Genomic DNA, 26,923 nt, shown 5'->3' with positions numbered 1-26,923 from the left:
TTATGTCTAAGTACGAAGATTTAGTACCACGTTTTATAAATTATGTTAAACAAAATACCAGATCGGATGAAAGTAGTGCCACGATTCCATCATCTAGTCGCCAAATTGATTTTTTAAATAAATTAAAAGATGAATTAAAGGAAATTGGACTAGAAAACGTTAGAACTAACGAAGAAAGTGCATATGTATTTGCAACATTACCATCTAATGTTGATGAAGATGTAAAAAAGATTGGATTTATTTCACATATTGATACAGCAGATTTCAATTCAGAAAATGTAAATCCTCAATTTGTTGAAAACTATGATGGAAAATCAAACATCGCGTTAGGTAATGGTGAATATAACCTAGATCCTAACGTTTTTGAAAGCTTACATAAATATGAAGGCAATACTTTAATTACAACAGACGGTAATACTTTGTTGGGTGCGGATGACAAAGCAGGGGTTGCTGAAATTGTATCTTCAATGAAGTACCTAATTGATCATCCAGAAATTAAACATGGTGAAATTGAAGTTGGATTTGGTCCCGATGAAGAAATCGGAACAGGTTCACTTAAATTTGATGTTAAAGATTTTGGTGCTGACATGGCGTACACTGTTGATGGTGGAGCTAAGGGCCAATTACAATATGAAACATTCAATGCTGCATCAGCAACTGTTGAAATTAAAGGGACTGATGTTCACCCAGGTGAAGCTAAGAATGTAATGGTGAACGCAGCTATTTTAGGGATGGATTTCAATGCTAAATTACCAGCATACGAAAGACCTGAATACACCGACGGTAAAGAAGGATTCTATTTCTTAATTGAAATGAATGGAACAGCCGACTTTACTAAACTTTCATACATTATCAGAGACCATGATAGAGATAGATTTGAAGCTAGAAAACAATACTTTGCTAAAATCGCTGAAGAAATGAACAAGTCATTCGGCGAAGAAAGAGTCAAAGTAACCGTAAAAGATCAATATTACAACATGGCTGAAGTAATCGAAAAGAACATGGAAGTTGTTGATTTAGCAAAAGAAGCAATGAATAGTGTTGATGTTACTCCTGATATCTTCCCAGTTCGTGGTGGTACAGATGGATCAACAATTTCATTTAAGGGATTACCAACACCTAACTTATTTGCGGGTGGTGAAAATATGCACGGACGTTTTGAATATGTTTCTGTTGAAACTATGGAAAAAGCCTGTGATGTTATTATTGCTATCGCAAATTTAAATGTTGAAAAATAATAGTCAATAAAGGTCAAATTATTTGAAAATAAAAGACCTTTTGGTAAAATTTACCTATGAGAAGTATTCTCATAGGTATTTTTTTATTAAGCAGGTGAAAAAATGAATCCAGAAGAATTAACCGAAGCTGTTACCCAATCGTTTTCAGAAGCGCAAAAGGTGGCAGTTAATAGAAAACATCAAGAAATAACAATATCACACTTATTTAAAGTGTTAGTTCAACCAGGAGAATTAGCAAGACAAATTTTCTCAGAAGTTGGATTGGATATTGATGATTTAGAACAAGAATTAGATAAAGAACTAGACGAGATATCTATCGTTGAAGGAAGTAATGTTAACTATGGACAAAATATTTCTTCTAGCATGTTGTCATTAATCCAATTTGCTCAAAAAGAAAAGGACAAGTTGGGTGATCAGTATATTGCTGTTGATACTTTAGTATTAGCATTAATGGATACTAGTGGAAATAAATTAGTTGATTATTTAAAAGAAAAGCATGTTTCAAAAGAAATCGTTGAAAAGACAATTGATAAAATTAGAGGAGGAGAAAAGGTGACTTCAAATAATCAAGAAGATAATTTTCAAGCTTTAAAGAAGTACGGAGTGGATTTAGTTGCTGAAGCTCGTGCTGGTAAACTTGGACCAATTATTGGTAGGGATGAAGAAATAATTGACGTTATTAGAATTCTTTCTAGAATGACCAAAAATAATCCTGTCTTAATTGGTGATCCTGGTGTAGGTAAGACTGCGATTGTTGAAGGTTTAGCGAAAAGAATTGCCGTGAATGATGTTCCTGAAAATCTAAAAAATAAGTCATTATTTGAATTAGATATGAGTTCACTAATTGCTGGGGCTAAATATCGTGGTGAATTTGAAGAAAGACTAAAAGCCGTTTTAAAAGCTGTTAAAAAGTCTGATGGACAAGTTATTATGTTCATTGATGAAATTCACAATATCGTTGGTGCTGGTAAGACAGAAGGAAGTATGGATGCTGGTAACATCTTAAAGCCAATGTTAGCTAGAGGGGAACTTCATCTAATTGGTGCTACCACTGTAGATGAATACCGTAAGTACATGCAAAAGGATAAAGCATTGGAAAGAAGATTCCAAAAAGTAAATGTTGAAGAACCTTCTGTCGACGATACAATCACGATTTTACGTGGAATCAAAGAACGTTTGGAAATTCATCATGGGGTAAGAATTCATGATAATGCTTTAGTTGCAGCCGCTAAGTTAGCTGATAGATATATTCCAGAAAGATTTTTACCAGATAAGGCAATTGATTTAGTTGATGAAGCATCATCAACAATTGAGGTAGAAATGAATTCTAATCCGACCGAATTAGATCAAGCCAACCGTAAATTAATGCGTGCTGAAGTGGAAGAAGCATCATTAAAGAAGGAAGACGATGATGAATCTAAACAACGATTAGCTAAGCTAGAACCAGAATTAGCTAACTTGAAAGAAACAGTTAATAAATTAAATTCTAGATGGCAACAAGAAAAAACTTCAATCAAAGCGATTAGCGATAAAAAAGCCGAATTAGACCAAGCTAAAAACGAATTACAACAAGCTGAAAGTAATTATGACTTAGATAAAGTAGCTGTTTTACAACATGGTACAATTCCAGAATTAGAGAAAGAATTAGCTAAGATGGAAAACCAAGACCATGATGACGATTGGTTAGTGAGTGAGTCAGTTACCGAAGATGGAATTGCTGAAGTTTTAAGTCGAGAAACTAGAATCCCAGTATCCCGTTTAATGGAAGGCGAAAAAGAAAAACTACTTCACTTGGATGACAATCTTCATAAGAGAGTGATTGGACAAGATGAAGCAGTTGAATCAGTTGCTGATGCAGTTCTTCGTTCAAGAGCAGGTTTACAAGACCCAAGTAAACCATTGGGTTCATTCTTATTCTTGGGTCCAACAGGTGTTGGTAAGACAGAATTAGCCAAGTCATTAGCTGAAAACTTATTTGATTCAGAAGAACATATGGTAAGAATTGATATGTCTGAATATATGGAAAAGGAATCAGTATCTAGATTAGTTGGTGCTGCTCCTGGATATGTAGGATATGAAGAAGGTGGACAGTTAACTGAAGCAGTTAGAAGAGATCCATATACAATCGTATTATTTGATGAAATTGAAAAAGCACATCCAGATGTATTTAATGTCTTATTGCAAGTGTTAGACGATGGTCGTTTAACCGATGGACAAGGGCATACTGTAGATTTTAAAAACACCTTGTTAATAATGACTTCTAATTTAGGTTCTGACATCTTATTAGATGGTTTAAATAAAGATGGAAACATTTCTGAAAAAGCGAGAAAGCAAGTTTCAGAATTGTTGAAGAAGAGTTTCAAACCAGAATTCTTAAACCGAATTGACGAAATTATCACCTTTAAACCATTATCAAAATCAGATGTAAGAGAAATAGTTAAGCAATTAATTCAAAAATTAGGCAATAGATTAAACGATAAGCAAATTAAAGTTAAGATTTCTGATGATGCAATAGATTGGATCACAGATAACGGATATGATCCACAATACGGTGGTCGTCCATTACAAAGATTTGTTACTAGAAACGTAGAAACTCCGTTAGCTAGATTATTAATCTCAGGTGATATTAAACCTAAAGATACAATCAATATTGGATTAAATGATGATAAATTAACATTTGAATAAAATAAAAAAGCTCAAGTAATTTACTTGAGCTTTTGTTATTTAACTGAATGTTTTGAAATTAGTGATACACAGTTGACTGTAATTACAACAACCACTGCAGAAACGATACCAATTTCAGTTGTGTTATATGTTAGCTGAGTTAATTGGCTAGCAATGTATCCAATGATTTCACCGAAAATAAATGCCCAAAAGATCACCAATAGATTTGAAATAATGAATTTCATCATATCCACCTCACATTTCATAGAAATTTTACCACAGTTAAGATTGAAAAAACAGTTATAAATAATTCAGTTAATGATTATTTTTGTTATAATTGGTTTAATGAAAGGGATGATTTAATGGATTATACACCGCTTAACTTAATGAGTTCATATAGTTTATTGAACAGTACAATTTCAATAGATGAATTAATTTCAACAGCAAAACAACGAGGATATAAATCATTAGCGTTAACTGATGAAAATAATATGTATGGTGCCATTGAGTTTTATGACACATGTATAAAAGAAGATATTCATCCCATTATCGGACTAACAATTGATTTAGAAGCTATCACTACAAGTGATAGTAGAAATCAATTGGTATTGCTCGCTAAAGATAACGAGGGATACAAAAACTTAATGAAAATATCAACGAAGATAATGACAAACGAATCAGAAACAATTGAACTAGATAATATTTATCCATACTTATCCCATACAGTCGTAATTATTCCTGATTATGGAGAATGGATGACTTTGTTTAATAACGGGGATTTAGATACGTTAGAAGATACTATTCAAAAAATCTCAGATCACAAAGATGATCAATCAGTATTTATGGGCTTAAGTGAGGATAACATTGATAATGTTGAGTATAGAAACTTTCTAACCAATATCAGTACTTCCCTTAATATTCAATCTGTTGCCTCTTCAAAAGTGCAATTAATTAATCAAGATGATTATTTTGCATTACAAGTAATGAAAAAGATTGATCAAAATGAAAAATTTCCGAATCCACTAAATGCTAGTCATGAAAAAACTAATAAATGGCTAGACCATCGTTATGAAGTGATAAAGCGATACATAGACGCCGGATTGGAAGAATTAGTCTTAAATAATCAAAAAATAGCAGATAGTACAAATGTTGTAATTAATAAAAAACAACCGGTATTACCTCATTATGTGAATGATTTAGGATTATCCTCAAAGGAATTCTTAAAGAAACTCTGCGTTCAAGGGTTAAGACAAAGAGTGGCTAAATTAAAAATCGATAAAAACAATTGGCAAACATATATCGATAGACTTGGATATGAATTATCAGTAATTGATAAGATGGGATTTAATGATTATTTTTTAATTGTTTGGGATGTTATTAATTATGCGCATTCTCAAAATATTATGACAGGTCCTGGGAGAGGTTCTGCTGCAGGATCATTAGTATCATTTTGCTTATTTATTACCGATGTCGATCCAATTCAATATGATTTATTGTTTGAACGATTTTTGAATGAAGAACGTCGTCAAATGCCAGATATCGATTTAGATATTCCTGATAATAAGAGGGATGTTGTTTTGAATTATGTTCATGATAAATATGGGGATGAACATGTTAGTCAAATTGTGACTTTCGATACTATGTCAGCCAAACAAGTTATTCGTGATATCGGAAGAACGTTTGGTCTAAGTCGTGTGCAACAAAGTGACTGGAGTCGAGCAATTCCTAGTAATCAATTAAGGATAAAATTAAGCACTGCTTATAAAGAATCACAAAGGTTACAAAATCTAGTTAACGATAATCCGTTGAATAAGTTGATGTTTGATACTGCCATTAAACTGGAAGGAAGACCTAGACACAGCGGAACCCATGCTGCAGGGGTTATCTTAAGTGATACCCCAATAGTCGAAACTTCACCATTGAAGAGTGGGAATGAAGAGTTGCTATTGACTCAATATTCTAAAGATTATGTTGAACAAATTGGTTTACTTAAAATGGATTTCTTGGGATTAAGAAATCTATCCATATTGGCAGAAGTGGTATCTTTAGTTCAACAAAATGTTGATTCAGATTTTGATATTGAGAAAATAGATTTAACAGATGCTAAAACGTTGAAGTTATTCCAAGACGGAGATACAAATGGAGTTTTTCAATTTGAGTCTACTGGTATTAAAAGGGTGCTAAAAGCAATGCATCCTGATAATTTTGGCCAAATTTCAGCTGTGAACGCACTATATCGTCCAGGTCCAATGCAAAATATTGATTCCTTTATTCGTAGAAAGGAAGGAAAAGAACCGGTTGATAGATTTGATCCTAATTTAGATTCAATATTGTTACCGACATATGGAATCATTGTTTATCAAGAACAAGTTATGCAAGTTGCTTCCGTAATGGGTGGATTTACACTTGGAGAAGCCGATAATTTAAGACGTGCAATGAGTAAGAAAAAGAAGAGCACTATGGACGCCTTAAAAAATAAATTTGTTTCGGGAGCAATTAATAAGGGTTATAGTGAGCCTTTAGCTATTCAAACCTTTGACTATATTGAAAAATTTGCTGGTTATGGATTTAATAAATCACATGCAGTTGCATATAGTAAGATGGCATTTGAATTAGCATATTTAAAGACTAATTATAGTTTGCAATTTTTTGTCGCAGTTTTAAATTCAGTTTTGAATAATAATGATAAAACAAACACATATGTTGTTGAGGCCAAAAAAAGAGATATTTTGGTAGAACATCCTAATATTAATAAATCTGAAGCATACTTTTCAGAAAGTGATGGAAAGATTTTGTTTGGATTGTCAGCGGTAAAAGGATTAAGAAAAGATTTTATACAAACTATTATCGAAGAAAGAAACCTTAATGGTGAATATAAAGGGTTAGAAGAATTTATATATAGAATGCCTAAAAAATTCCGCAATGTTGATTTATTAAAGTCACTAGCTTATGTAGGGGCATTTGATGATTTTGGATATAATCGAGCTGAATTATCAGATTCAATCGAGGAATTTATATCTTCTATTAATTTAAGTGGTGCATCACAGGAACTATTCAGTACTTTGAAGCCTAAAATAAAGCATCGTGACGATATGACTCTCCAAGAGAAACTTAGCTTGGAAATGGAATACACAGGTGTTTATCTATCGGGACATCCAGTTGAAGATTATGATGTCTTAAAACAGGAAATGAATATCACCACTTCTGATCAAATGATAAATAAAGATGAAAATATCAATACATTAATTTATGTTGAAAACGTTAAAGAAATCAGAACCAAAAAAGGTGAACAGATGGCATTTATTAATGGAACTGACATGGTTGGTAATATTAGTGTCACAGTTTTTCCAACATCATTTAAGAAATTTGCTAACTTGCTTAAACGAGGGATTGTTTTGTTAGTGACTGGTAAAACGGATTTTAGAAATAATGAAGTTCAAGTAATCGCCAATCAAATTCTTCCAGCGGCTAATGTAAAGAGCGCTTTGAATAAGAAAAAACAATTGAAAAAATGGTATTTAAAGATTGATGAATCGCATAACGACAAACAAACTTCAATTAAGCTATATGAAATCATGCAAGCTAACCATGGTGATAATAAAGTTATTATTTATAATGCAAATAATAACTCAAAAAAAGAACTAGCAAGTAAATACAGTATGAATGGTAGTAAAGAATTATATAGTAAACTTATTCAATTGTTAGGTAATGGTAATGTGATTTATAAATAATCTTTTATTGTGAAAAAAACTATAAAAATAAAAGACATAAATTTTAAAAAGTGATACACTATAGTGTGAAACCTAGTTATGTATGGAACATCAAAATAATGATTTACCATACAAAATAAAAGGAGAGATTTTTACTTATGAAGAAAACAAAAATCGTAAGTACATTAGGACCTGCAAGTACTGATGTTGACATTATTGTTAACTTAATCGAATCAGGCGCTAATGTTTTCAGATTTAACTTCTCACACGGTGACCATGAAGAACACTTTGATCGTTTGAACAAAGTTCATGAAGCTGAAAAGAGAACCGGTAAGACAGTTGGTCTTATGCTTGATACTAAGGGTGCTGAAATCCGTACTACTAAGCAAAAAGAAGGTAAGATTGAATTCCACACTGGTGACCAGTTTAGAATTTCAATGGACGATACTTTAGAAGGTACTAAAGAAAAAATCGCCGTTACTTACCCAGGCCTATTAGCTGATGTTCATGTTGGTGGCCACATCTTATATGATGATGGTATCCTAGACTCAGTTATTGATGAAATTGACCAAGAAAACAAAGAACTAGTTGTTACTGCCCAAAACAATGCTGTTTTAGGTTCACGTAAGACTGTTACTGCTCCTGGTGTATCAATTAACTTACCAGGTATCACTGAAAAAGATTCAAGCGATATTCGTTTTGGTCTTTCAGAAATGCACATTAACTTTATTGCCGCTTCATTTGTAAGAAAACCAGAAGATGTTTTAGACATCCGTAAATTACTTGAAGACGAACACAAAGAAGACGTTCAAATCTTCCCTAAGATTGAATCACAAGAAGGTATCGACAACTTCGAAGAAATCATGAAGGTTTCTGATGGTTTAATGATTGCTCGTGGTGACATGGCTGTTGAAATTCCAGCAGAAAATGTTCCAATCGTTCAAAAACACTTAATCCACAGATGTAACGAAATGGGTAAACCTGTTATTACTGCAACTCAAATGTTGGACTCAATGCAAGAAAACCCACGTCCTACACGTGCCGAAGCATCAGACGTTGAATACGCTGTATTAAGCGGTACTGACGCTACTATGCTTTCAGGTGAAAGTGCTAATGGTGACTACCCTGCAGAAGCTGTTGCTACTATGGCTAAGCTTGATGAAATGGCAGAAAGCCATTACGATGAATACGGTGACGCACGTCCTGAATTCAAGAACGGTGATGTTACTGAAGCATTCGGTAAGCAAGTTGCTGACATGGTTAGAGATCTTGACATTAAGACTGTTGTAACTACTACTTCAACTGGTTACTCAGCTCGTATGATTTCAAAATACCATCCAAATGCTGACATCTTAGCTTTAACTTTTGATGATCGCGTACGTCGTGGTTTAATGGTTAACTGGGGTGTTCACCCAATCGTTGTAGACAAGCCTGAAAACAGTGATGGCATGTTTGATTTCGCAGCTAAGAAAGCTGTTGAAACTGGCCTAGCTAAAGAAGGCGACTTAATCCTTGTAGTTGCAGGTTTACCTGTTGGCGAAAAAGGTACTACTAACGTAATGAGCGTTAAATTAATTGGTTCAGAACTTGCTCAAGGTCAAGGTATTGGTGACAAGACTGTTATCGGTAAGGCTTTTTTAGCAAGTAACGCTGCCGACGCAAACAGCAAAGCTGTTGACGGTGGCGTGTTGGTAGCAAAGAATACCAACAAAGACTTCTTGCCAGCTATTAAGAAGGCAAGTGCTGTTATTGTAGAAGATGGTGGAATGACTTCACACGCTGCAGTTCTAGGTATTTCATTAGGAATTCCTGTTATTGTAGGTGCTAAGGGAGCTACTGAAAACATCTCTGATGGTCAAACTATTACAGTTGATTCACGTAGAGGTATTGTTTACAGTGGTGCTGCTAACTCACTATAATAAATAGTTTGAAAGAGGATGCATTTAATGCATCCTCTTTTTTTATCGAAATATTATGTAAAGTAGTGTAGAATTAAGGTATACAGATTCGAAATGAGGAATATTAATGAACGAATATTTAGGCCGAGTTGTCTCCGGAAAAGTGACAGATGAAAATGATAAAAATTATTTTGTACAAATTGAAGGTACAACTTTTTCATTAGATAAATCAGAAATTGAAAAACCTTTAAAAATTGGAAGTAATTTCAAGGGATTTACCTACGAAAATGAAGACCATAAAATGCAAATTACTAGAAATATTCCTGAAGTTCAAGTGGATCACTATGGGTTTGGTACTGTAGTTCAAAGTAAATTTGGACTAGGTGTGTTTGTTGACATTGGATTGCCAAACAAGGACATTGCTGTATCTATCGATGATTTACCTGAATTAACAAAATTATGGCCTCAACATGGTGATCGATTGATGATTGCCTTGAAAATTGATAAAAAAGGTCGTATTTGGGGTGAATTAGCAGACGAAGAAATTTTCCAAAGTCTATCTGTTCCTGCCAATGAAAAAATGAAAAATCGTAATTTAAAGGCGACTACTTATCGACTTAAGTTAGCTGGTACCAGGGTTATTACTGATGACTATCGAATTGGATTTATTCATCCAAGTGAACGTGAATTAGAACCAAGATTGGGTCAACACGTTGACGTAAGAGTAATTGGGATTTTAAGAGATAAAACGCTTAACTTATCAATGAAACCTCGTGGATATGAAGCTATTAGTGATGATTCTCAAATGATTTTTACAGTTTTAAAGAAATCTGAATCTGGTTCAATTCCATTTACGGATAAGAGTACTCCAGAATCAATTAAAGAGTTCTTTGGAATTAGTAAAGGTCAATTTAAACGTGCTGTGGGTAATCTATTAAAGAATAGATTAATTGAACAATCAGATGGTCAAATGAAGTTAACTGAAAAAGGTAATAAAACAGAACTAGAATAAGTTTGGTGAAGTAAATGGATGAACAAGTTAAAGATTATTTACACTACCTTGTAATCGAAAGAGGTTTATCGGACAATACAGTTAAAAGTTATCGTCAAGATATTGTGGGATTTGTTAATTTTTTAAGAGAAAGACAAGTCAATTCATTTAAGCAAGTAGATTCTAAAACTATTTTGGAATACATGAAGCAAATGAAGGATGCAGGTAAGGCTAGAAATTCTGTAATCAGGTTTGTCTCAAGTATGAAAAAATTCTTTTCTTATTTGCATAAATATCATTACATTGTTGAAAATCCAATGGTTAATGTCGATACACCTAAAAGTGCTAGTCATTTTCCAGATGTCTTAACCGTTAATGAAGTCGATAAATTATTAACTATGCCAGATGTTAGTGATAAATATGGGATAAGGGATAGAACCATATTAGAAGTTATGTATGCCACGGGATTACGAGTAAGTGAAGTAGTTAACCTTAAAATGGATAATTTACATTTAGAGATGGGAATTATTCAAACAATCGGTAAAGGTGATAAAGAAAGAATTATTCCTATTGGAACTGAAGCAATTAAGTGGATTTACGAATATATGGAAAAAAGTCGTCCTTTATTACTCAAAAAAAGAAGATCTGAATATTTGTTTTTAAACGCACATGGTGGTGGAATTAGTCGACAAAGCATTTGGCAAAAATTAAAACACTATGTTGCATTAGCTGGCATTAAAAAGAATGTCACTCCCCATACACTTAGACACTCATTTGCCACCCATATATTAGAAAACGGTGCTGATTTAAGAATCGTTCAAGAACTTTTAGGACATTCAGATATTTCTACTACGCAAATTTACACACATGTATCACATGAACACCTTAATAAGGCTTTTGATGAATTTCATCCTCATGCCTAATAAATTTAGGAGGGAATTAATATGCTACTTAAATATCGTCTAGAATATAAAAAAATCGCAATGGACATGTTATCTTTGTTACCAGGCATGAACCAAGGACACCATCTAGAAGATGAAATGAATTGGTACGATGATAATGAAAACCGCATTATTTATTTATGGAAAAATGAAGATGATAATTGGGCTGGACTCATTGCGGTTGAAGATAAAGGCAGCATGTTAGTGCTTAGAAGGATTGTTTTAACTCCTGATTCTTGGAATATGAATAATTGTTGTAGTATGTTAGATGATTTATCCAATTTATATATGGATCAAAAAATTGTTGGAACAATGGATACGACATCAATCTGTGAACTGTGGGAGAAACGTAATGGAACCAGAATTCAATAATTCAAATAATATTAATATTCATATTGATGATTTTGATGGCCCTCTTGAATTACTTTTACATTTAATTAAGCAGTCGGAAATGGACATTTATGATATTCAAATTGAAAAAATAACTGAGCAATATTTGGGTTATTTAACTGCAATGGAAAATCTTAATGTTAATATCGCTGGTGAATATTTCGTGATGGCATCGAACTTGATGGCAATTAAGTCAAAATTATTGCTACCTAGAAATGATGAAATTGATGAAAATGATGATTATGAAGATCCACGTGATGAATTAGTTAATCAATTGTTAATATATCAAGAATATAAAGAGGTTTCTAAAGTTTTAAAACAGATGGAAACAAAAAGTTCCAAGTACCATAGTGTTGATCCAACTTTGCCAACAGTTGATGAAATGATTGATTTTAATGGTAATCAGAAATTTAACATCAGACTTATTCAACAAGCTTTCGATAGAGTGATTGATAAAATAAAAGAAAATGAGCCATACGTTCATTCAGTTATTGAATGGCAATTTACAGTTAAGGAACAATCTGAATTTGTCATGGAAAAGTTGTCGCAGCAAAAGCATATCGAGTTTGATCAATTATTTAAGAATACTAATAATATTGAGATGGTAGTAACCACATTCCTATCTTTATTAGAGTTAGTTAAAGAGCATAAAATTAGTGTTGGGCAGGTTGATGATAAAATTTATTTAGAACAAGTTGAAGTAGGTGATGAGTAAGTGGTTAATAAGTTAGCTGAATTAGAAGGATTAATATATATTTCCGGCGAAGATGGCATTAGTGAGGAACAACTAATTGAAATGCTAAAAATAGACGGTGATAAACTAAACGAACTCATCAGTCAATTATCTGATAAATTTAATCGCGATGATTCTGCATTCACAATCATGCAATATTCTGATAAGTACAGATTAGCAACTAAAGAAGAATTAGATGATTTAATGAAGAATTACTTGAAGAGTGATGAAAGTATTTCACTTACCCAAACTGCTTTAGAAGCCCTTACAATTATTGCTTATAATCAACCAATTACAAGAGTTGAAGTAGATGATATTAGAGGGGTTAATAGTAGTAAGACTGTACAGAGATTATTGAGACAAGGTTTGATTGAAACCTCTGGATATAAAAAAGTTCCAGGTCATCCAAAACTATATAAAACTACAGATAACTTTTTAAAGTTGTTTGGCATTAAATCATTAGACGAATTACCAAAAATAGAAAATGAGATTTTAATCAAGGAGGAAGATTATGGCGGAGAGACTTCAGAAAATAATGGCTAAGGCCGGAGTTGCTTCTAGAAGAAAGTCAGAAGAAATTATTTTGGCGGGACGAGTAAAAGTTAATGGCCAAGTAGTAACTGAACTTGGAACAAAGGTAAAGGTGTCAGACGAAGTTCAAGTTGATGGGTTACCAATCAATAAAGAAGCACCAGTTTACTATTTATTTTATAAACCTCGTCGTATTATTACTTCAGTTTCTGATGAAAAGTCACGTAAAACTGTATTAGATTTCTTTGAAGATGTTGAACAAAGAATTTATCCAGTAGGTAGACTAGATTATGACACTTCAGGTCTATTATTAATGACCAATGATGGTGATTTAGATAATCGCCTTACTCATCCGAAATATGAAGTAGAAAAAACTTACGTTGCTAAAGTTGAAGGAATCCCTACTAATGACGAATTAAAACAACTTCGCATTGGTGTTGTTGTAAATGGTCATAAAACTAGTCCAGCTAAAACCAATGTTTTAGAAACTGATACTAGTAAGAAAACTGCAGTTGTTCAACTAACTATTCATGAAGGAAAAAATCATGAAGTTAAGAATATGTTTAAGGCTGTTGGACACCCAGTTAAGAAGCTTAAGCGAGAATCTTTCGCATTCTTGAATTTAAGAGGATTACAACCGGGTGATTATCGACCACTTAAAAAATTCGAGGTTGAAAAGTTATACGAAATTACAGAAAAAAGATAAAAAGACTTGTGTTTTTTCTGGTAATTTTATATCATTGTTTTTGAAAAAATTAATAAATTGGTTTATCTTCAGGGCAGGGTGTGATTCCCGACCGGCGGTTATAGCCCGCTACCTATCTAAATGATAGTTGATTTGGTGAAATTCCAGAGCCGACAGTATAGTCTGGTATAAAGAAGATCTCTTTTTGAGTATGCACAAATGCCCGTTGATCTGTAAAAGGTTAGCGGGATTTTTTTTGAAGATATTCCTCATTGGAGGATTTATGATGGAAAGAAGTAGTAGTTTTAGTTTAAGAAACTTAGTCCAAGTTTCAGTTTTAGGTGGGTTAGCATACTTGCTAACTTATTTATCGGTACCTTTAATTCCGATTGCGCCTTATATGAAGTTAGATTTTGGTGACATTCCAATATTATTAGCCACTGTCCTAATTTCAACAAGAAGTGGATTGATCGTTGCTGTATTAAGAGCATTATTATACTTTATTTTTACTGGTCCATCGTTAATCAGTTTAATTGGTGTAATGGCACTATTAATAGCAAGTATTACAATTGTTTTATCGGTTACAGTTGCTGATAAAATGTTTGAAGGTAAGAAAAAATACATTGCGATGATTGTAATTGAGACTTTAATGCTAACTTTGGTTATGAGTTTATTAAACTATTTGATTATTACGCCACTATATATAAGTTTGGCAGGATTCAAATTGAGCTTTAGTTTATTAGATTCAATTATTTATACAGTTGCACCATTTAATTTACTAAAAGGTTTATTTGTAGGGATTGTTTTTGTTATCATTTATAATAGAAGTAATGCCTGGTCAAAATATAAAGAAAAGAGATAAACTAATGAATATAAAGTTCTTAATATTGTGTCTATCATCTAGTCAACCAAGAAGACAAAAATTAATTCAAAACCTATTACTTGGTAAGAGAACTGTTTCTACTCTTTTTTGGGGAATGAGATATGGACTACTAAAGTATTCAGCAATTTTAAAGAACTTTAATTTAGATAAAATGCCTGCACAATTAAATAAACTAATTCAAAAAGGTTATGTTGAACAGGTTGATGAATATAAATATATATTGACTACAAAAGGTCAAAAAGAAAAGGATTCTATTTTAGAATCCTTTTACATATTAAAGACAAAATTAAACTATTTTGATTATGATGTGATAACTTTTAAAGCAAGGTTATTATTAGCAATCCAAGTTGCTTCTGAATATAGTTATAAAAATAGTAACTATTATCCAGTAACAAATGACTTTAAAAGTGCATCATTAGTAAAAACATGGTTTAAAGCACATAAAAATGCCTTGCCGGAACGAATGAAAGAATACTTAACTAATTATCTGTCCTCAATTGATGAAGGTCGCGCTAATATATTTGCACAGATGTTTGTTGGATATCATCGATACGGGATGACCAATCAACAAATAGCAAATGAAATGGATTTTAGTCTATTAGAGGAATATCTTTTCCAATACGATCTATTAGTTGATTTTATTGAATTTATCATTCATGATGACGACGAATTATTAAAGGAATTACTGGTCGATATAAAAGTATTACGTACTAATAAACATGCGTTAAACACATACAACGAGTTTAAACATGGTCAAACCATTCAAGAAATCGCTGAAAATAATAAATTAAGAAATTCTACTATTAGAGAACATCTTCTAGAATGTGCAATTTGGATGCCTAAAAATGAATTTCCATATAGATTAATTATTAACGAAGAAAAAGAGAATGCTTTAAACCAATATTATCAAGATAATATTGATGATTGGCAGTATAAGGAGAACATTGGAAATCAAGAGTTTTCTTTTTTTGAATTCAGAATTTATCAAATTATGAGGAGTAAGCCTAATGATTGATGATATTAGTTTAAAGAGCAATTTGAAGAAATGGTTTGGATATGCTGAGTTTAGATCTGGACAATTAGATGTAATTAAAGCGCTAATTCAAAAAGAAGATACTTTAGCAGTATTGCCTACAGGAACAGGAAAAACACTAATATATCAATATATGGGAAAGCTTAATGAAGGCACTGTCATAATAGTTTCTCCATTAATATCCTTGATGCAAGATCAAGTTGATAGAATGCGTTTTTTAGGCGAAAAGAGAACAATTGCTTTAAATTCCAGTTTGAATTGGTATGAGAAGAAAAAAATCACTAAGAATTTAGCAAGTTATAAATATATTTATATATCTCCAGAAATGTTATCAAATGATGAAATTCTTGATAATTTAAAAAAGATAAACATTAGTTTATTTGTTGTGGATGAAGCACATTGTATCAATCAATGGGGACCCGATTTTAGACCGGAGTATCTAAATTTAAAGAGAATCATATCTTTTTTAGGATCGCCATTAACTTTACTTTTAACAGCTACAGCCTCAAATGAAGTCATTGATGATATAAAGAATAAGATAGGAATTGTTAATTTGAACGTGATTAAGTATTCAGCTAATAGACCTAATATTGCGCTAGATGTTGAAATAATTGATGACCTAAATGAAAAAAACGAGCGATTATTATCTTTGGTGAACAAAGTGAAAAAACCGGGAATTATATATTTTTCTAGTAAAAAAGTAGCTAATTCAGTTTGCAGATGGCTGAATGATCAAACTAATTTATCAGTGGAAGCGTATCATGCCGACATAGATAATGATAGTAGATATAAAATTCAACATCAGTTTATCAATGATAAGATTGATGTAATTTGTGCAACAAGTGCGTTTGGAATGGGAATTGATAAAGATAATATTAGATTTGTAATTCATTATCATATGCCATCTAATTTGGAGTCTTATGTACAAGAAATGGGTAGAGCTGGTAGGGATGGAGAACAAAGCATATCTTATATTCTTTATCGAGAAAAAGATGAAATATTACAATATCGATTTATTGATGAAGCTATACCAACGGAAGATATGATTGACTTCTTTTATCGCAATAGTAAAAGCCTTTTAAAAGCCAACTTAGATGAAAAAGGAGATTTAGTTCGTTATTACTTTGAAAAAGGATACGAATTGGATGAAACTAAGTCTATTTTTTACAATAGGAGAAATGAACTTATTGCATCATTAAATGACATGATAGAATATGTACATTCGAATGGTTGTTATAGACAAAAGTTACTCAACCATTTTAATGAGGATTTCAATAATCATGATAATCAATGTTGTAATGGGATGCAGACAGAATTAAAATTAGACCATATGAATTTGATTTCCACTAATAAAGATATTAAATCTGGTGAAAAAAAGGAAAAATGGCAGAATATTATACAATCTCTTTTTTCTAATTAGTTAAATTCATGTATAATTAAGACATAAGAAATAAATAGGAGGTCATTATTTTGAATAATAACGACGATAACAATTCATATTCAAGAGTTGAAGCTAGAAGAAAGCATCGTGGTCACAAGACAATCGCGATTGTTTTAATAACAATCCTTGTTGTAATTGGATTAAGTGCATTAGTATTTGGCATGATTAGTAGTCCAAGCAATGATAGTACAACAGATTCATCATCAACTTCTACAAGCGTTTCTTCAAGCAGTCACAAGATGAAGAAGGAAAAAGAAGAATCAAGCTCAATGTCATCTTCAAGTTCAATGAGTAGTTCATCAATGAGCAGTTCAATGAGTAGTGATGCAAGTAACAATAGTAGTTCATCATCTAGCATGCAAAGTAGTGCAGCAAGTTCAACAAGTCAAGCTGCTACAACTAATAATGGTTATGTTGTAATTGGTCAAAATGGAATGACAGATTTATACCAAGTTTCTAAACGTTATAACATTTCAGTACAACAACTAATGAAATTAAATGGTATCACTGACGCTAATAAAGTGGTTGCCAACCAAAAAATCAGAGTAAGATAATTAAGTGGTGTTAAATTTTATGGATAATAGTAAGTTACAAGTAGCAATCGATGGACCAGCATCAGCTGGAAAAAGTACAGTTGCCAAGTTAGTCGCAACAAGATTTTCATATATTTATTGTGATACAGGTGCAATGTATAGATCAACAACTCTAAAGGCAATTAGAAATAACTTACCTTTAGACGATGAACAAGTAATTTTAAATATGTTGAATGATACAGAAATTACCTTTGAACCAGGTGAAAAGCAACAAAAAGTTTTTCTAGATGGTAAAGAGGTAACTAATGATATTCGACAAGAAGATGTTACTAATAACGTTTCAACTGTTGCTAGTTTAGGAGCAGTAAGAGCCGAATTAGTTGAAAGACAACAAGAAATTGCTGCTAAAGGCGGTATTGTTATGGACGGTAGAGATATCGGAACTACAGTGTTACCAAATGCAGAAGTAAAAATCTTCTTAATTGCTAGTGTGGAAGAAAGAGCTGATCGTCGTTTCAAAGATAACGAAGAAAAAGGTATCCATGTTCCGCTAGAACAATTAAAGAAAGAAATCGAAGAAAGAGACTACAAAGACTCTCATAGAGAAGTATCACCATTAACTAAAGCTGATGATGCTATTGAGATTAATACAACATCAATGTCAATTGACCAAGTAGTAGATGCCATCTCTGATGAAATTAATAAAAAACTATCACTATAAATTAGTCAATAAACTAGATTTTATTAATAACATAGTCTAAAATAATAATTATAGTAGTCTCAAGGAGGAATATCACATGAGTGAATCAGATGAACAAACAAACAAAGATTTATTAGAAGCCTTGGATAGTGTGGACCAAGTTAATATCAACGATGTTGTTGAAGGTGAAATTTTAGCCTTTGATAAGGATCATCAATTAATTATTGGTATCGATAATGCTGGGGTTGAAGGGGTTGTTCCTCGTCGTGAACTATCAGCTCAACCTGTAGAAGATGTAGAAAGCAAATTTAAAGTTGGAGACAAAGGTAAATTTGTTGTTATCTCACGTATTGGTGATGATAAAGAAGGTGGAAGCTTCCTTCTATCAATCCGTCGTTTAGAAGAACGTAAGGTTTGGGATGAATTAAAAGCTAAAGCTGAAAATAATGAAACAATTAACGTTACTGTTCAAAATGCAGTTCGTGGTGGTTTAGTAGTAAACGCTGGAGTACGTGGATTTATTCCTGCATCAATGATTACTAACCATTTCGTAAGAAACTTAAGTCAATACAATGGTCAAGAATTCGAATGTAAGATTGTTGAAATAGTACCTGAAAAGAATCGTTTAGTTCTATCACATAGCGATGTTGTTGCTAAGAACCAAGAAGAAGCACGCAGCGAAGTTATGGGTAAATTAAACGTGGGTGACGTTGTTGAAGGGAAAGTTGCACGTATGACTGATTTTGGTGCATTTGTTGATCTAGGCGGAATTGATGGACTAGTTCACGTATCAGAAATCTCATACGATCGTGTAAATAAACCTGCTGACGTTCTTGAAAACGGTCAAGATGTTAAAGTTAAGGTTATTGCTATGGACGAAGAACGTGGCAGAATCTCACTTTCAATCAAACAAACTCAAGCACAACCATGGGATGAAATTGAAGAAAAAGCACCTCAAGGTAGTACTGTTAAAGTAACTATTAAGAGAATTGTTGATTTCGGTGCTTTTGCTGAAGTAATTCCTGGTGTTGAAGGATTAATTCACATTTCACAAATTTCACACAAGCATGTTAATACGCCATCAGACGTACTTAAAGTTGGTGAAACTGTTGATGCTAAAGTTTTAGATGTTAACCCAAGTGAACATCGTTTAGCTTTATCATTAAGAGCTCTTGAACCAGAACCAGAAAATGCTCAAGGTTCAAACGAACAAGTCGAAGCTACTGATAATGCTACTGAAAATGCTCCTGAAGAAGAAAATGGATTCACTTTAGGTGACATTGTTGGTAAAGGATTAGACGAAGATAATCAATAATATTTTCAATCTTTAAAAATATCCTTCATTTTTGGTGAAGGATATTTTTTTAATGAATTAAAGAAAGGGTGAATGCTAATGGGGTTACCTACAGTTGCAATTGTTGGAAGACCAAATGTTGGGAAATCAACAATTTTTAACCGAATTGCCGGTGAGAGAATTTCGATTGTAGAAGATACGCCAGGAGTAACCCGTGATAGAATTTATTCTCACGGTGAATGGTTAGGTCATGAGTTTAGTATGATCGATACAGGTGGTATTGAAATTGGAGACCAACCTTTTGTTAAACAAATTACCGCGCAGGCTGAAATAGCAATTGAAGAAGCAGATGTTATTATCTTTATGGTTAATGGTAAAGAAGGAATTACTAATGCAGATGATAACATTGCTAGAATTTTATACCGAACTAACAAGCCAATTGTGTTGGCAGTTAATAAAGTTGATAATTTTGAAAGTAGATCAAGCATCTATGATTTTTATTCATTAGGTTTTGGCGATCCATATCCAATTTCTGGAGCTCATGGATTAGGACTTGGTGATTTATTAGATGAAGTTATTAAGCATTTTAAAGAAGAAACAGAAGAAGAAAATGACGATAAGATTCGTTTTAGTCTAATTGGTAGACCTAATGTTGGTAAATCATCATTGGTTAACGCTATTTTAGGTGAAGAAAGAGTTATCGTTTCTAATGTTGCTGGAACTACCAGAGATGCGATTAATACTGAATTTGAACAAGACGGTCAAGAGTTCACAATGGTCGATACTGCCGGCTTAAGAAAACGTGGTAAAGTTTATGAAAACACTGAACGATACTCCGTATTAAGAGCCATGAAGGCAATTGATAATAGTGATGTTGCACTAATTGTTTTAAATGCTGAAGAAGGTATTCGCGAACAAGACAAAAGAATTGCTGGATATGCTCATGAAGGCGGTAAGGGAATCATTATTATTGTTAATAAATGGGATACTCTTAAGAAGACTAGTAAGACTCAACAAGAATTTGAAGCAGGTATAAGAAGTCAATTCCAATACCTATCATATGCACCAATATTATTTGTTTCTGCTCTAACTAAGCAAAGATTGAATCAAATACCAGAATTAATTAAACGTGTTTATGATAACCATGCAAAGAGAATCTCTTCATCTATGCTTAATGATGTCTTAATGGATGCAATTGCGATGACACCAACACCAAGTATTAATGGACGTAAGTTAAGAATTTACTATGCAACTCAAGTGAAGAGTGAACCACCTACTTTGGTGATCTTTGTAAATGATGAAGATTTAATGCATTTCTCATATAGAAGATATATTGAAAATCAAATTAGAGAACATTTTGATTTTTCTGGGACACCGATTAAAATAATTTCCAGAAAGCGCAAGTAAACGGCAACTACGAAAACTATTTTTTTCGAAAATTATGTGAAAAAAATAATAAAATCGTTGAATTGTAGGCGTTTATGTGATATCTTGAATAAATGTAATGACATTAATTTGTTGTGATTACATAAGTCGAAAAGCATTATTGTTTTCCGAACATTGTGGGAGGTGAAACACATGGCTAATAAGGCAGAATTAGTAAGCGATGTAGCTACTAAAACTGGTTTGACTAAGAAGGATGCAACTTCAGCAGTTGATGCTGTTTTTGAATCAATCCAAGGTAGTTTAGCTAAGGGCGAAAAGGTACAACTAATCGGCTTCGGTAACTTCGAAGTACGTGAACGTGCTGCTCGTAAGGGTCGTAACCCTCAAACTGGTGCAGAAATTCAAATTCCTGCAAGTAAAGTACCTGCTTTCAAACCAGGTAAGGCTTTAAAGGATGCTGTTAAATAATAACAGCTTGCTTTATAATTAGGCTGGTCCGACAGATGTCGAACCGGCCTTTTTATTTTAATCATAGGAGTGATAAATTTGAGTTATTCACAAAAGGCATTAGATTTTCTGGAAGAAGGAAATATTGAAGAATTTAATAAGCAATATAATTTGGCACTTCATCATGATAGTGATGAAATGGTCTATTCACTCGCAGAAGAGTTATATTCTTATGGTTTCACCAACCAAGCTAAAGAACTATATGAAAAGTTATTAAAAAAATTCCCTGATGAAGACGAATTAAGAACTGATATTGCTGATATTTTAATCAGCGAAGGTAATACAGATGAAGCACTTGAACAATTAAGTAAGATTAGCAAAGATTCACCAGCATATCTTCAATCTTTAATGGTTCAAGCCGATCTTTATCAAACCCAAGAGTTATTTGAAGTAAGTAGAGAAAAGCTATTAGAAGCTAAAAAAATAGAGCCAGATGAAGATATAATCACATTTGCTTTGGCTGAATTGTTTTACACGATGGGCGAATACAATAAAGCAATTCCACAATATTTAACTTTAATTAAAAAAGGAATAATGAACTTGTCTTCAGTTAATCTTGTTGAACGAGTTGGAATTTCATACGCTAATGACAGTAATTTTGAAAATGCAATTGGCTATTTAAAACAAATTAAGACAGTTGATATGTCATCCGATGTTAAGTTTGAAACTGCATTTACGTACCTTCAATTAAAAGAATATGATCAAGCAATTGATATATTTAAAGAATTACGTGATAGTGATCCACAGTATGCGACTTTATATCCATACTTGGGACAAGCGCTTAAAGCAACCAATAAAATCGAGGATGCTTATAAAGTGCTTCAAGAAGGTTTAAGTGTTGATCAATATAATGAAAAATTATATTTAGCAACTGCTAGAGCGGCACTTAAATTATCTGAAACTGATGATGCACTTAAATACCTACAAGAAGGTAATAAGATTGATCCAGACGATATCGAAATCGTATTGGAATTATCTAATTTATTAGTCTTCAGAGAAGACTTTGATGATAATGTTAAGTTATTGAATACTTATATTGAAAATCATGAACTAGATCCCCAATTTTATTGGAATTTAGCGATTTCATACGATAAGTTAGACAATCTAAAATTAGCACATAAAAATTATTTGGCTGCTAAACCATATTTTGAAGATAATGCCGACTTTTTAAAGGAAGCAGCATTATTCTTTAGAGAATATGGTGATAAGGATAATTCATATGAATTATTGAGTAGATACGTAAAAATGCAACCTAATGATGAAGAGGCTGCATTTATGTTGGAAGAATATTTAGATTAGTTTATATGCTAATTGTTTATAATAATTAATTGAAGATAAATCCAAATTTAGATGAGTAGATAATTCTATATCATTTAGATTTGGATTTTTTTGAATATAGAAAACGATATACGATTGAAATAGGGTAGAAGGGTTAAGTGATATATTTAAAAAATCTTCACTAGGTTTGAGATATTTATGAAGTCCTTGAATTGTAATGTTTGGTTGTTCAGATAGTCTTTGCTTTAAAAAAATATCAGAAGAACTTTGCTTTTCTTGAATTGGTTTAATAAATTCATCAAATGATGATTTGAATTTCAATTCATTTTCATTGAAATCAATAGATGATAGTTGCTTATAGAATCCTTTTTGAAGGAACTCTTCGGACTTATAGCCTTTACTAGTTAACAGCATTGTCATACGAGCGTAAAAATGGACGTTATTGTTCATTAAAATAGAATCGAGTTCATTTATCCATTTAACGTTTATATCTTCTTTAGAAGCTTTTTTTAACCCTTTCAATTCAATCGTGGGTAAATTGGAGTTTAAATTATGTGTGAAAAGGTAATTAAAGTAGACATTAATGTGAGACAAAATTTTGTTATAGGTTGAATTACTAATTTGTCGATTTGTTAATAGCATATTTAAATATGCTTCAATATCGCGATTGAATAGATTCTCCACTCGATGGTCTGATTGATATCCTTTGTTAAATTCAGATAAATAATTGAATAACTCGGCCAAAATTTTGTTGTATTCGTCAATTGTGACTTTAGATAAATCTTTAGATAATAAATTATTTTCAAAACTATCTTGGTAAGGGTAATTATTTTTAGCTGACAAGTTAAAATCACTCCTTCTTATACGAATATATTACAGCACTAAAACAGTGAAACTTCAATCTGTAAATTGTTTGATTAATCTGTTAATATTTAATATAGATTGTATTGAGAGTAGGTATAAAAATGAAAATTGAAAAATTACCGAACGAATTTGAAAAAGCGCGTCCTGTAATGCAACAAATTGAAGAAGGTGGCTACCAGGCTTATTTTGTTGGCGGTAGCGTTCGTGACACTATTTTAGGGTTACCCATTCATGACGTTGATATTGCATCGAGTGCTTATCCACAAGAAATTAAGCAAATATTCAAGAAAACCGTTGATACTGGAATCGAACACGGAACAGTAATGGTTATATACAATAAAAAAGGTTATGAAATTACAACATTCAGAACGGAATCCGGGTATCAAGATTATCGTAGACCTGATAAAGTTGAATTTGTTAGATCTTTAGACGAAGACTTAAAACGTCGAGATTTTACAATTAACGCTTTTGCGATGAGAGAAAATGGGGAAGTCACTGACTTATTTAATGGATTAGAAGATTTACAAAAACGTCTAATCAGAGCTGTGGGTAATCCTAGTGAGCGTTTTAATGAAGATGCATTGAGAATGATGCGAGCAGTTAGATTTGCTAGTAAACTTGATTTTGATATTGAAGAAAAAACGATGGATGCGATTAAAGAAAATAGTCATTTATTAGACAAAATTGCAGTTGAAAGAATTTACACTGAATTTGTCAAAATGATGATGGCTAATCGACCTAAACAAGGTATTTCTGATATGCTAAATACCGACATGTACAAATACGTACCAGTATTTGGGAAGTATTCAAAGCAGTTAGAATCAATTACTGAAATTGATAATTTATCACTATTGGATGAAATTGAAGTTTGGTCTTTTATTGCATTTAATTTTGCGATGAGTCGAGAAGAAATTAACTCAATGCTAAAAGAATGGAAAGCATCTAATGACATTATTAAGAACACTCAACAATGTGTTGAGGCTGTTAATAATATTAAGCAAGGTCAACTAGATAAATGGGCAATGTATCAAACAGGAGAAGACTTATTAATTAAAGCAAATCATATTGCTAATCTTTATGGATTTGCACAAAACGAATCTGAATTAATTAGCAAATATGAAAGTCTTACCATTAAAGATAAAAAAGAAATGGCTATCAACGGTGGAGATTTAATAAAATCAGGTGTAGTTAAACCGGGTCCAGAAATGGGTAAAATCCTGTTTAAACTAGAAAAATCACTGGTATGTAATCAAATAGAAAATGACAAGGAATCATTGCTAAAAGCCGCTAAAAATTTTTGAGAGAGTGATTAAATGCAAACTTTACGAGCAGAAGCATTAACAAAAACATATGGTGAAAAAACACTATTCAAAGATCTTGATTTTATAATTAATGAACAAGATCGAATTGGATTAATTGGTACCAATGGAAGTGGGAAATCTTCATTATTGAATGTTTTATCTCAAGAAGATATTGATTCAACCGGAGACATTGTAACTTCAAAAACATATACGATTGGTTATTTAAAGCAACAACCAGAATTAAATGAGAATCTTACAATTTTAGAAGCTGTCTTTGCTGGTAGCCAAGATGTCTTTAATACAATTAGAAGATATGAACAAACGTTGGAGAATTATTCTAACCATCCAGATGATCCAAAAGCAGAAAGACAGTATTTGGATGCAGAAGCAAAGATGAACGAAGAAGATGCTTGGAATGCAGAAAGCGATGTTAAAACCATTCTAACCCAATTAAAAATAGACGATGTTAATCAAGCGGTTAGTACTTTGTCTGGTGGTCAAAAAAGACGTGTGGGATTAGCTCAAGTTTTAATCCAATCACCAGATTTGTTAATTTTAGATGAACCAACAAATCATTTGGATTTTGATTCAATTGAATGGCTTCAAGAATATCTAGCGAAATATAAAGGTGCATTGTTATTTGTAACTCATGATCGATATTTCTTAGACCAAATTGCTAATAAAATTTGGGAGTTATCCTTTGGAGAATTGTTTGAATATACTGGTAACTATCAAGATTATTTAGCACAGAAAGCTGAAAGAGTTGATCTTGAAGTTGCAGCAGAACATAAAAAACAAAAGTTATATAAGCAAGAATTAGCATGGATGAAGAAAGGTGCTAAAGCTAGAACCACTAAACAACAAGCTAGAATCAATCGTTTTAATGATTTAAAAGAAAATGTGGGGAACCTTCAAACTGAAGAAGATGTTGATATTAATTTAGGTCAACAAAGATTAGGTAAAAAGGTTATTGAGATTGAGGATGCTAGTTTAAATTTAAATAATAAGATTATTTTGAGTCATTTTAGTGAATTAATACAAAGAAATGAAAGAATTGGTATTTCTGGTGAAAACGGTGCAGGTAAATCATCATTACTAAATGTTATTGCCGATAAACTACCTCTTGATAGTGGAACTATAGAAATTGGTGAAACTGTAAAGATGGCATATTACACGCAACAAACTGAACCAATTCCTGATGATAAGCGGGTTATTAATTACTTAACAGATGTTGGTGAACATGTTACTGATAATACTGGAAATAAGATTAGTGTTACAGATTTATTGGAACAATTCTTATTTCCCAAATTCATGCATGGAACCTTAATTAGAAAATTATCTGGTGGAGAAAAGAGAAGACTTTATCTACTTAAATTATTAATGCAACAACCCAATGTATTATTACTGGACGAACCAACTAATGATCTAGACATATCAACTTTAACGGTTTTAGAAGATTATATTGCACACTTTAGTGGGACTGTAATAACGGTTTCTCATGATCGATACTTCTTAGATAAAGTTGCAAGTAGATTACTTATCTTTAATGGTAATGGTCAAATAGAAAGTTATGTTGGATTGTTTACAGATTACCTAAGAAAATCTGCAGATACTCAAAAGGTTGAGAAGAAGAAAAACCATGAACAACATTTAACTGAGAAGAAACAAGAAAAAGATACTTCTGAGGAAAAAGCAAAGAAGAAGCTAACTTATGCTGAAGAAATTGAGTATAATGATTTAGAAAAAGAAATTGACGAATTAGATGGTCAAATAAGTGAGTTAAAAGAAGAAATGACTCATTTAGGTAATGACTATGATAAATTAGCGGATACTCAAATCAAAATTGATGAGTTAACACGTCAATCTGATGAAAAAATAGCTAGATGGGAATATCTAAGCGAATACGTAGAATAGGGGAAAGT

The 26,923-nt window shown here is 32.2% G+C and carries 23 protein-coding genes and 1 riboswitch; of the genes, 21 read left to right on the top strand and 2 right to left on the bottom strand.

Features of this window, described 5'->3' with window-relative positions; translation table 11 throughout:
• Positions 1-2: 2 nt before the first annotated feature.
• Positions 3-1,238 carry a peptidase T gene (gene pepT / locus RZ74_RS03685; RefSeq protein WP_053950106.1) on the top strand — a complete coding sequence of 412 codons (1,236 nt, stop codon included), beginning with the start codon at positions 3-5 and terminating at the stop codon, positions 1,236-1,238.
• A gap of 102 nt (positions 1,239-1,340) precedes the next feature.
• Positions 1,341-3,923 (top strand): ATP-dependent chaperone ClpB, encoded by a 2,583-nt coding sequence (gene clpB, locus RZ74_RS03680; RefSeq protein ID WP_053950105.1) that lies wholly within the window; start codon positions 1,341-1,343, stop codon positions 3,921-3,923.
• A 35-nt stretch (positions 3,924-3,958) separates the two neighbouring features.
• On the opposite strand, the gene RZ74_RS03675 is transcribed toward clpB, so the two are convergent.
• Complete coding sequence (locus tag RZ74_RS03675; RefSeq protein ID WP_330376116.1) at positions 3,959-4,150, bottom strand: DUF2929 family protein; 192 nt, start codon at positions 4,148-4,150, stop codon at positions 3,959-3,961.
• Between the two features lie 114 nt (positions 4,151-4,264).
• Here RZ74_RS03675 and dnaE point away from each other — a divergent pair, with 114 nt between their 5' ends.
• The 17 genes from dnaE to RZ74_RS03590 all read left to right on the top strand — a co-directional run bounded on the left by dnaE (position 4,265) and on the right by RZ74_RS03590 (position 22,857).
• Positions 4,265-7,633: a DNA polymerase III subunit alpha gene (gene dnaE, locus RZ74_RS03670; protein WP_053950103.1), complete on the top strand. Its 3,369-nt coding sequence runs from the start codon at positions 4,265-4,267 to the stop codon at positions 7,631-7,633.
• A 137-nt stretch (positions 7,634-7,770) separates the two neighbouring features.
• A complete protein-coding gene (gene pyk / locus RZ74_RS03665; protein WP_053950102.1) occupies positions 7,771-9,531 on the top strand; it encodes a pyruvate kinase in 1,761 nt (586 codons plus the stop codon).
• Between the two features lie 106 nt (positions 9,532-9,637).
• Positions 9,638-10,522 carry a CvfB family protein gene (locus tag RZ74_RS03660; RefSeq protein WP_053950101.1) on the top strand — a complete coding sequence of 295 codons (885 nt, stop codon included), beginning with the start codon at positions 9,638-9,640 and terminating at the stop codon, positions 10,520-10,522.
• A 14-nt stretch (positions 10,523-10,536) separates the two neighbouring features.
• On the top strand, positions 10,537-11,424 hold the full coding sequence (gene xerD / locus RZ74_RS03655; RefSeq protein WP_053950100.1) for a site-specific tyrosine recombinase XerD: 888 nt from the start codon (positions 10,537-10,539) through the stop codon (positions 11,422-11,424).
• A gap of 21 nt (positions 11,425-11,445) precedes the next feature.
• A complete protein-coding gene (locus RZ74_RS03650) occupies positions 11,446-11,814 on the top strand; it encodes a hypothetical protein (RefSeq protein WP_053950099.1) in 369 nt (122 codons plus the stop codon).
• Positions 11,795-12,547 (top strand): segregation and condensation protein A, encoded by a 753-nt coding sequence (locus RZ74_RS03645; protein ID WP_053950098.1) that lies wholly within the window; start codon positions 11,795-11,797, stop codon positions 12,545-12,547. The genes RZ74_RS03650 and RZ74_RS03645 overlap by 20 nt, the downstream gene beginning before the upstream one ends.
• Positions 12,548-13,108: an SMC-Scp complex subunit ScpB gene (scpB, locus tag RZ74_RS03640; protein ID WP_053950097.1), complete on the top strand. Its 561-nt coding sequence runs from the start codon at positions 12,548-12,550 to the stop codon at positions 13,106-13,108. It abuts the gene before it with no gap.
• Positions 13,077-13,802, top strand: a complete 726-nt coding sequence (locus RZ74_RS03635) for a pseudouridine synthase (protein ID WP_053950096.1) — start codon at positions 13,077-13,079, stop codon at positions 13,800-13,802. The genes scpB and RZ74_RS03635 overlap by 32 nt, the downstream gene beginning before the upstream one ends.
• Positions 13,803-13,862: 60 nt before the next feature.
• Positions 13,863-13,984, top strand: a riboswitch (FMN riboswitch).
• An 83-nt stretch (positions 13,985-14,067) separates the two neighbouring features.
• Complete coding sequence (locus RZ74_RS03630; RefSeq protein WP_053950095.1) at positions 14,068-14,643, top strand: ECF transporter S component; 576 nt, start codon at positions 14,068-14,070, stop codon at positions 14,641-14,643.
• Positions 14,644-14,647: 4 nt separating this feature from the next.
• Positions 14,648-15,679 (top strand): helix-turn-helix domain-containing protein, encoded by a 1,032-nt coding sequence (locus RZ74_RS03625; protein WP_187291391.1) that lies wholly within the window; start codon positions 14,648-14,650, stop codon positions 15,677-15,679.
• Positions 15,672-17,117: a RecQ family ATP-dependent DNA helicase gene (locus tag RZ74_RS03620; protein ID WP_053950093.1), complete on the top strand. Its 1,446-nt coding sequence runs from the start codon at positions 15,672-15,674 to the stop codon at positions 17,115-17,117. The genes RZ74_RS03625 and RZ74_RS03620 overlap by 8 nt, the downstream gene beginning before the upstream one ends.
• A gap of 50 nt (positions 17,118-17,167) precedes the next feature.
• Positions 17,168-17,692 carry a LysM peptidoglycan-binding domain-containing protein gene (locus tag RZ74_RS03615; RefSeq protein WP_053950092.1) on the top strand — a complete coding sequence of 175 codons (525 nt, stop codon included), beginning with the start codon at positions 17,168-17,170 and terminating at the stop codon, positions 17,690-17,692.
• A gap of 19 nt (positions 17,693-17,711) precedes the next feature.
• Positions 17,712-18,392, top strand: a complete 681-nt coding sequence (cmk, locus tag RZ74_RS03610; RefSeq protein ID WP_053950091.1) for a (d)CMP kinase — start codon at positions 17,712-17,714, stop codon at positions 18,390-18,392.
• 76 nt (positions 18,393-18,468) lie between these two features.
• Positions 18,469-19,686, top strand: a complete 1,218-nt coding sequence (gene rpsA / locus RZ74_RS03605; RefSeq protein ID WP_053950090.1) for a 30S ribosomal protein S1 — start codon at positions 18,469-18,471, stop codon at positions 19,684-19,686.
• Positions 19,687-19,764: 78 nt separating this feature from the next.
• Entirely contained in the window at positions 19,765-21,072 is a 1,308-nt protein-coding gene (gene der, locus RZ74_RS03600; protein ID WP_053950089.1) for a ribosome biogenesis GTPase Der, read from the top strand.
• Positions 21,073-21,243: 171 nt separating this feature from the next.
• Positions 21,244-21,519, top strand: coding sequence for an HU family DNA-binding protein (locus RZ74_RS03595; RefSeq protein ID WP_053950088.1), 276 nt, complete (start codon positions 21,244-21,246; stop codon positions 21,517-21,519).
• Positions 21,520-21,597: 78 nt separating this feature from the next.
• Entirely contained in the window at positions 21,598-22,857 is a 1,260-nt protein-coding gene (locus RZ74_RS03590; protein ID WP_053950087.1) for a tetratricopeptide repeat protein, read from the top strand.
• Here the strand turns inward: RZ74_RS03590 and RZ74_RS03585 are convergent.
• Complete coding sequence (locus tag RZ74_RS03585; RefSeq protein ID WP_053950086.1) at positions 22,849-23,679, bottom strand: phage integrase N-terminal SAM-like domain-containing protein; 831 nt, start codon at positions 23,677-23,679, stop codon at positions 22,849-22,851. The genes RZ74_RS03590 and RZ74_RS03585 overlap by 9 nt on opposite strands.
• A 122-nt stretch (positions 23,680-23,801) precedes the next feature.
• Here RZ74_RS03585 and RZ74_RS03580 point away from each other — a divergent pair, with 122 nt between their 5' ends.
• Positions 23,802-25,001 carry a CCA tRNA nucleotidyltransferase gene (locus RZ74_RS03580; protein WP_053950085.1) on the top strand — a complete coding sequence of 400 codons (1,200 nt, stop codon included), beginning with the start codon at positions 23,802-23,804 and terminating at the stop codon, positions 24,999-25,001.
• Between the two features lie 12 nt (positions 25,002-25,013).
• The gene (locus RZ74_RS03575; protein ID WP_053950084.1) at positions 25,014-26,915 is read left to right on the top strand and encodes an ABC-F family ATP-binding cassette domain-containing protein; all 1,902 of its coding nucleotides are present in this window, start codon (positions 25,014-25,016) and stop codon (positions 26,913-26,915) included.
• Positions 26,916-26,923 lie beyond the last annotated feature (8 nt).

Origin of the sequence: Apilactobacillus apinorum, assembly GCF_001281175.1 — a bacterium.
Classification (GTDB): Bacteria; Bacillota; Bacilli; order Lactobacillales; family Lactobacillaceae; genus Apilactobacillus; species Apilactobacillus apinorum.
This window is presented reverse-complemented; position numbering and strand designations above follow the sequence as displayed.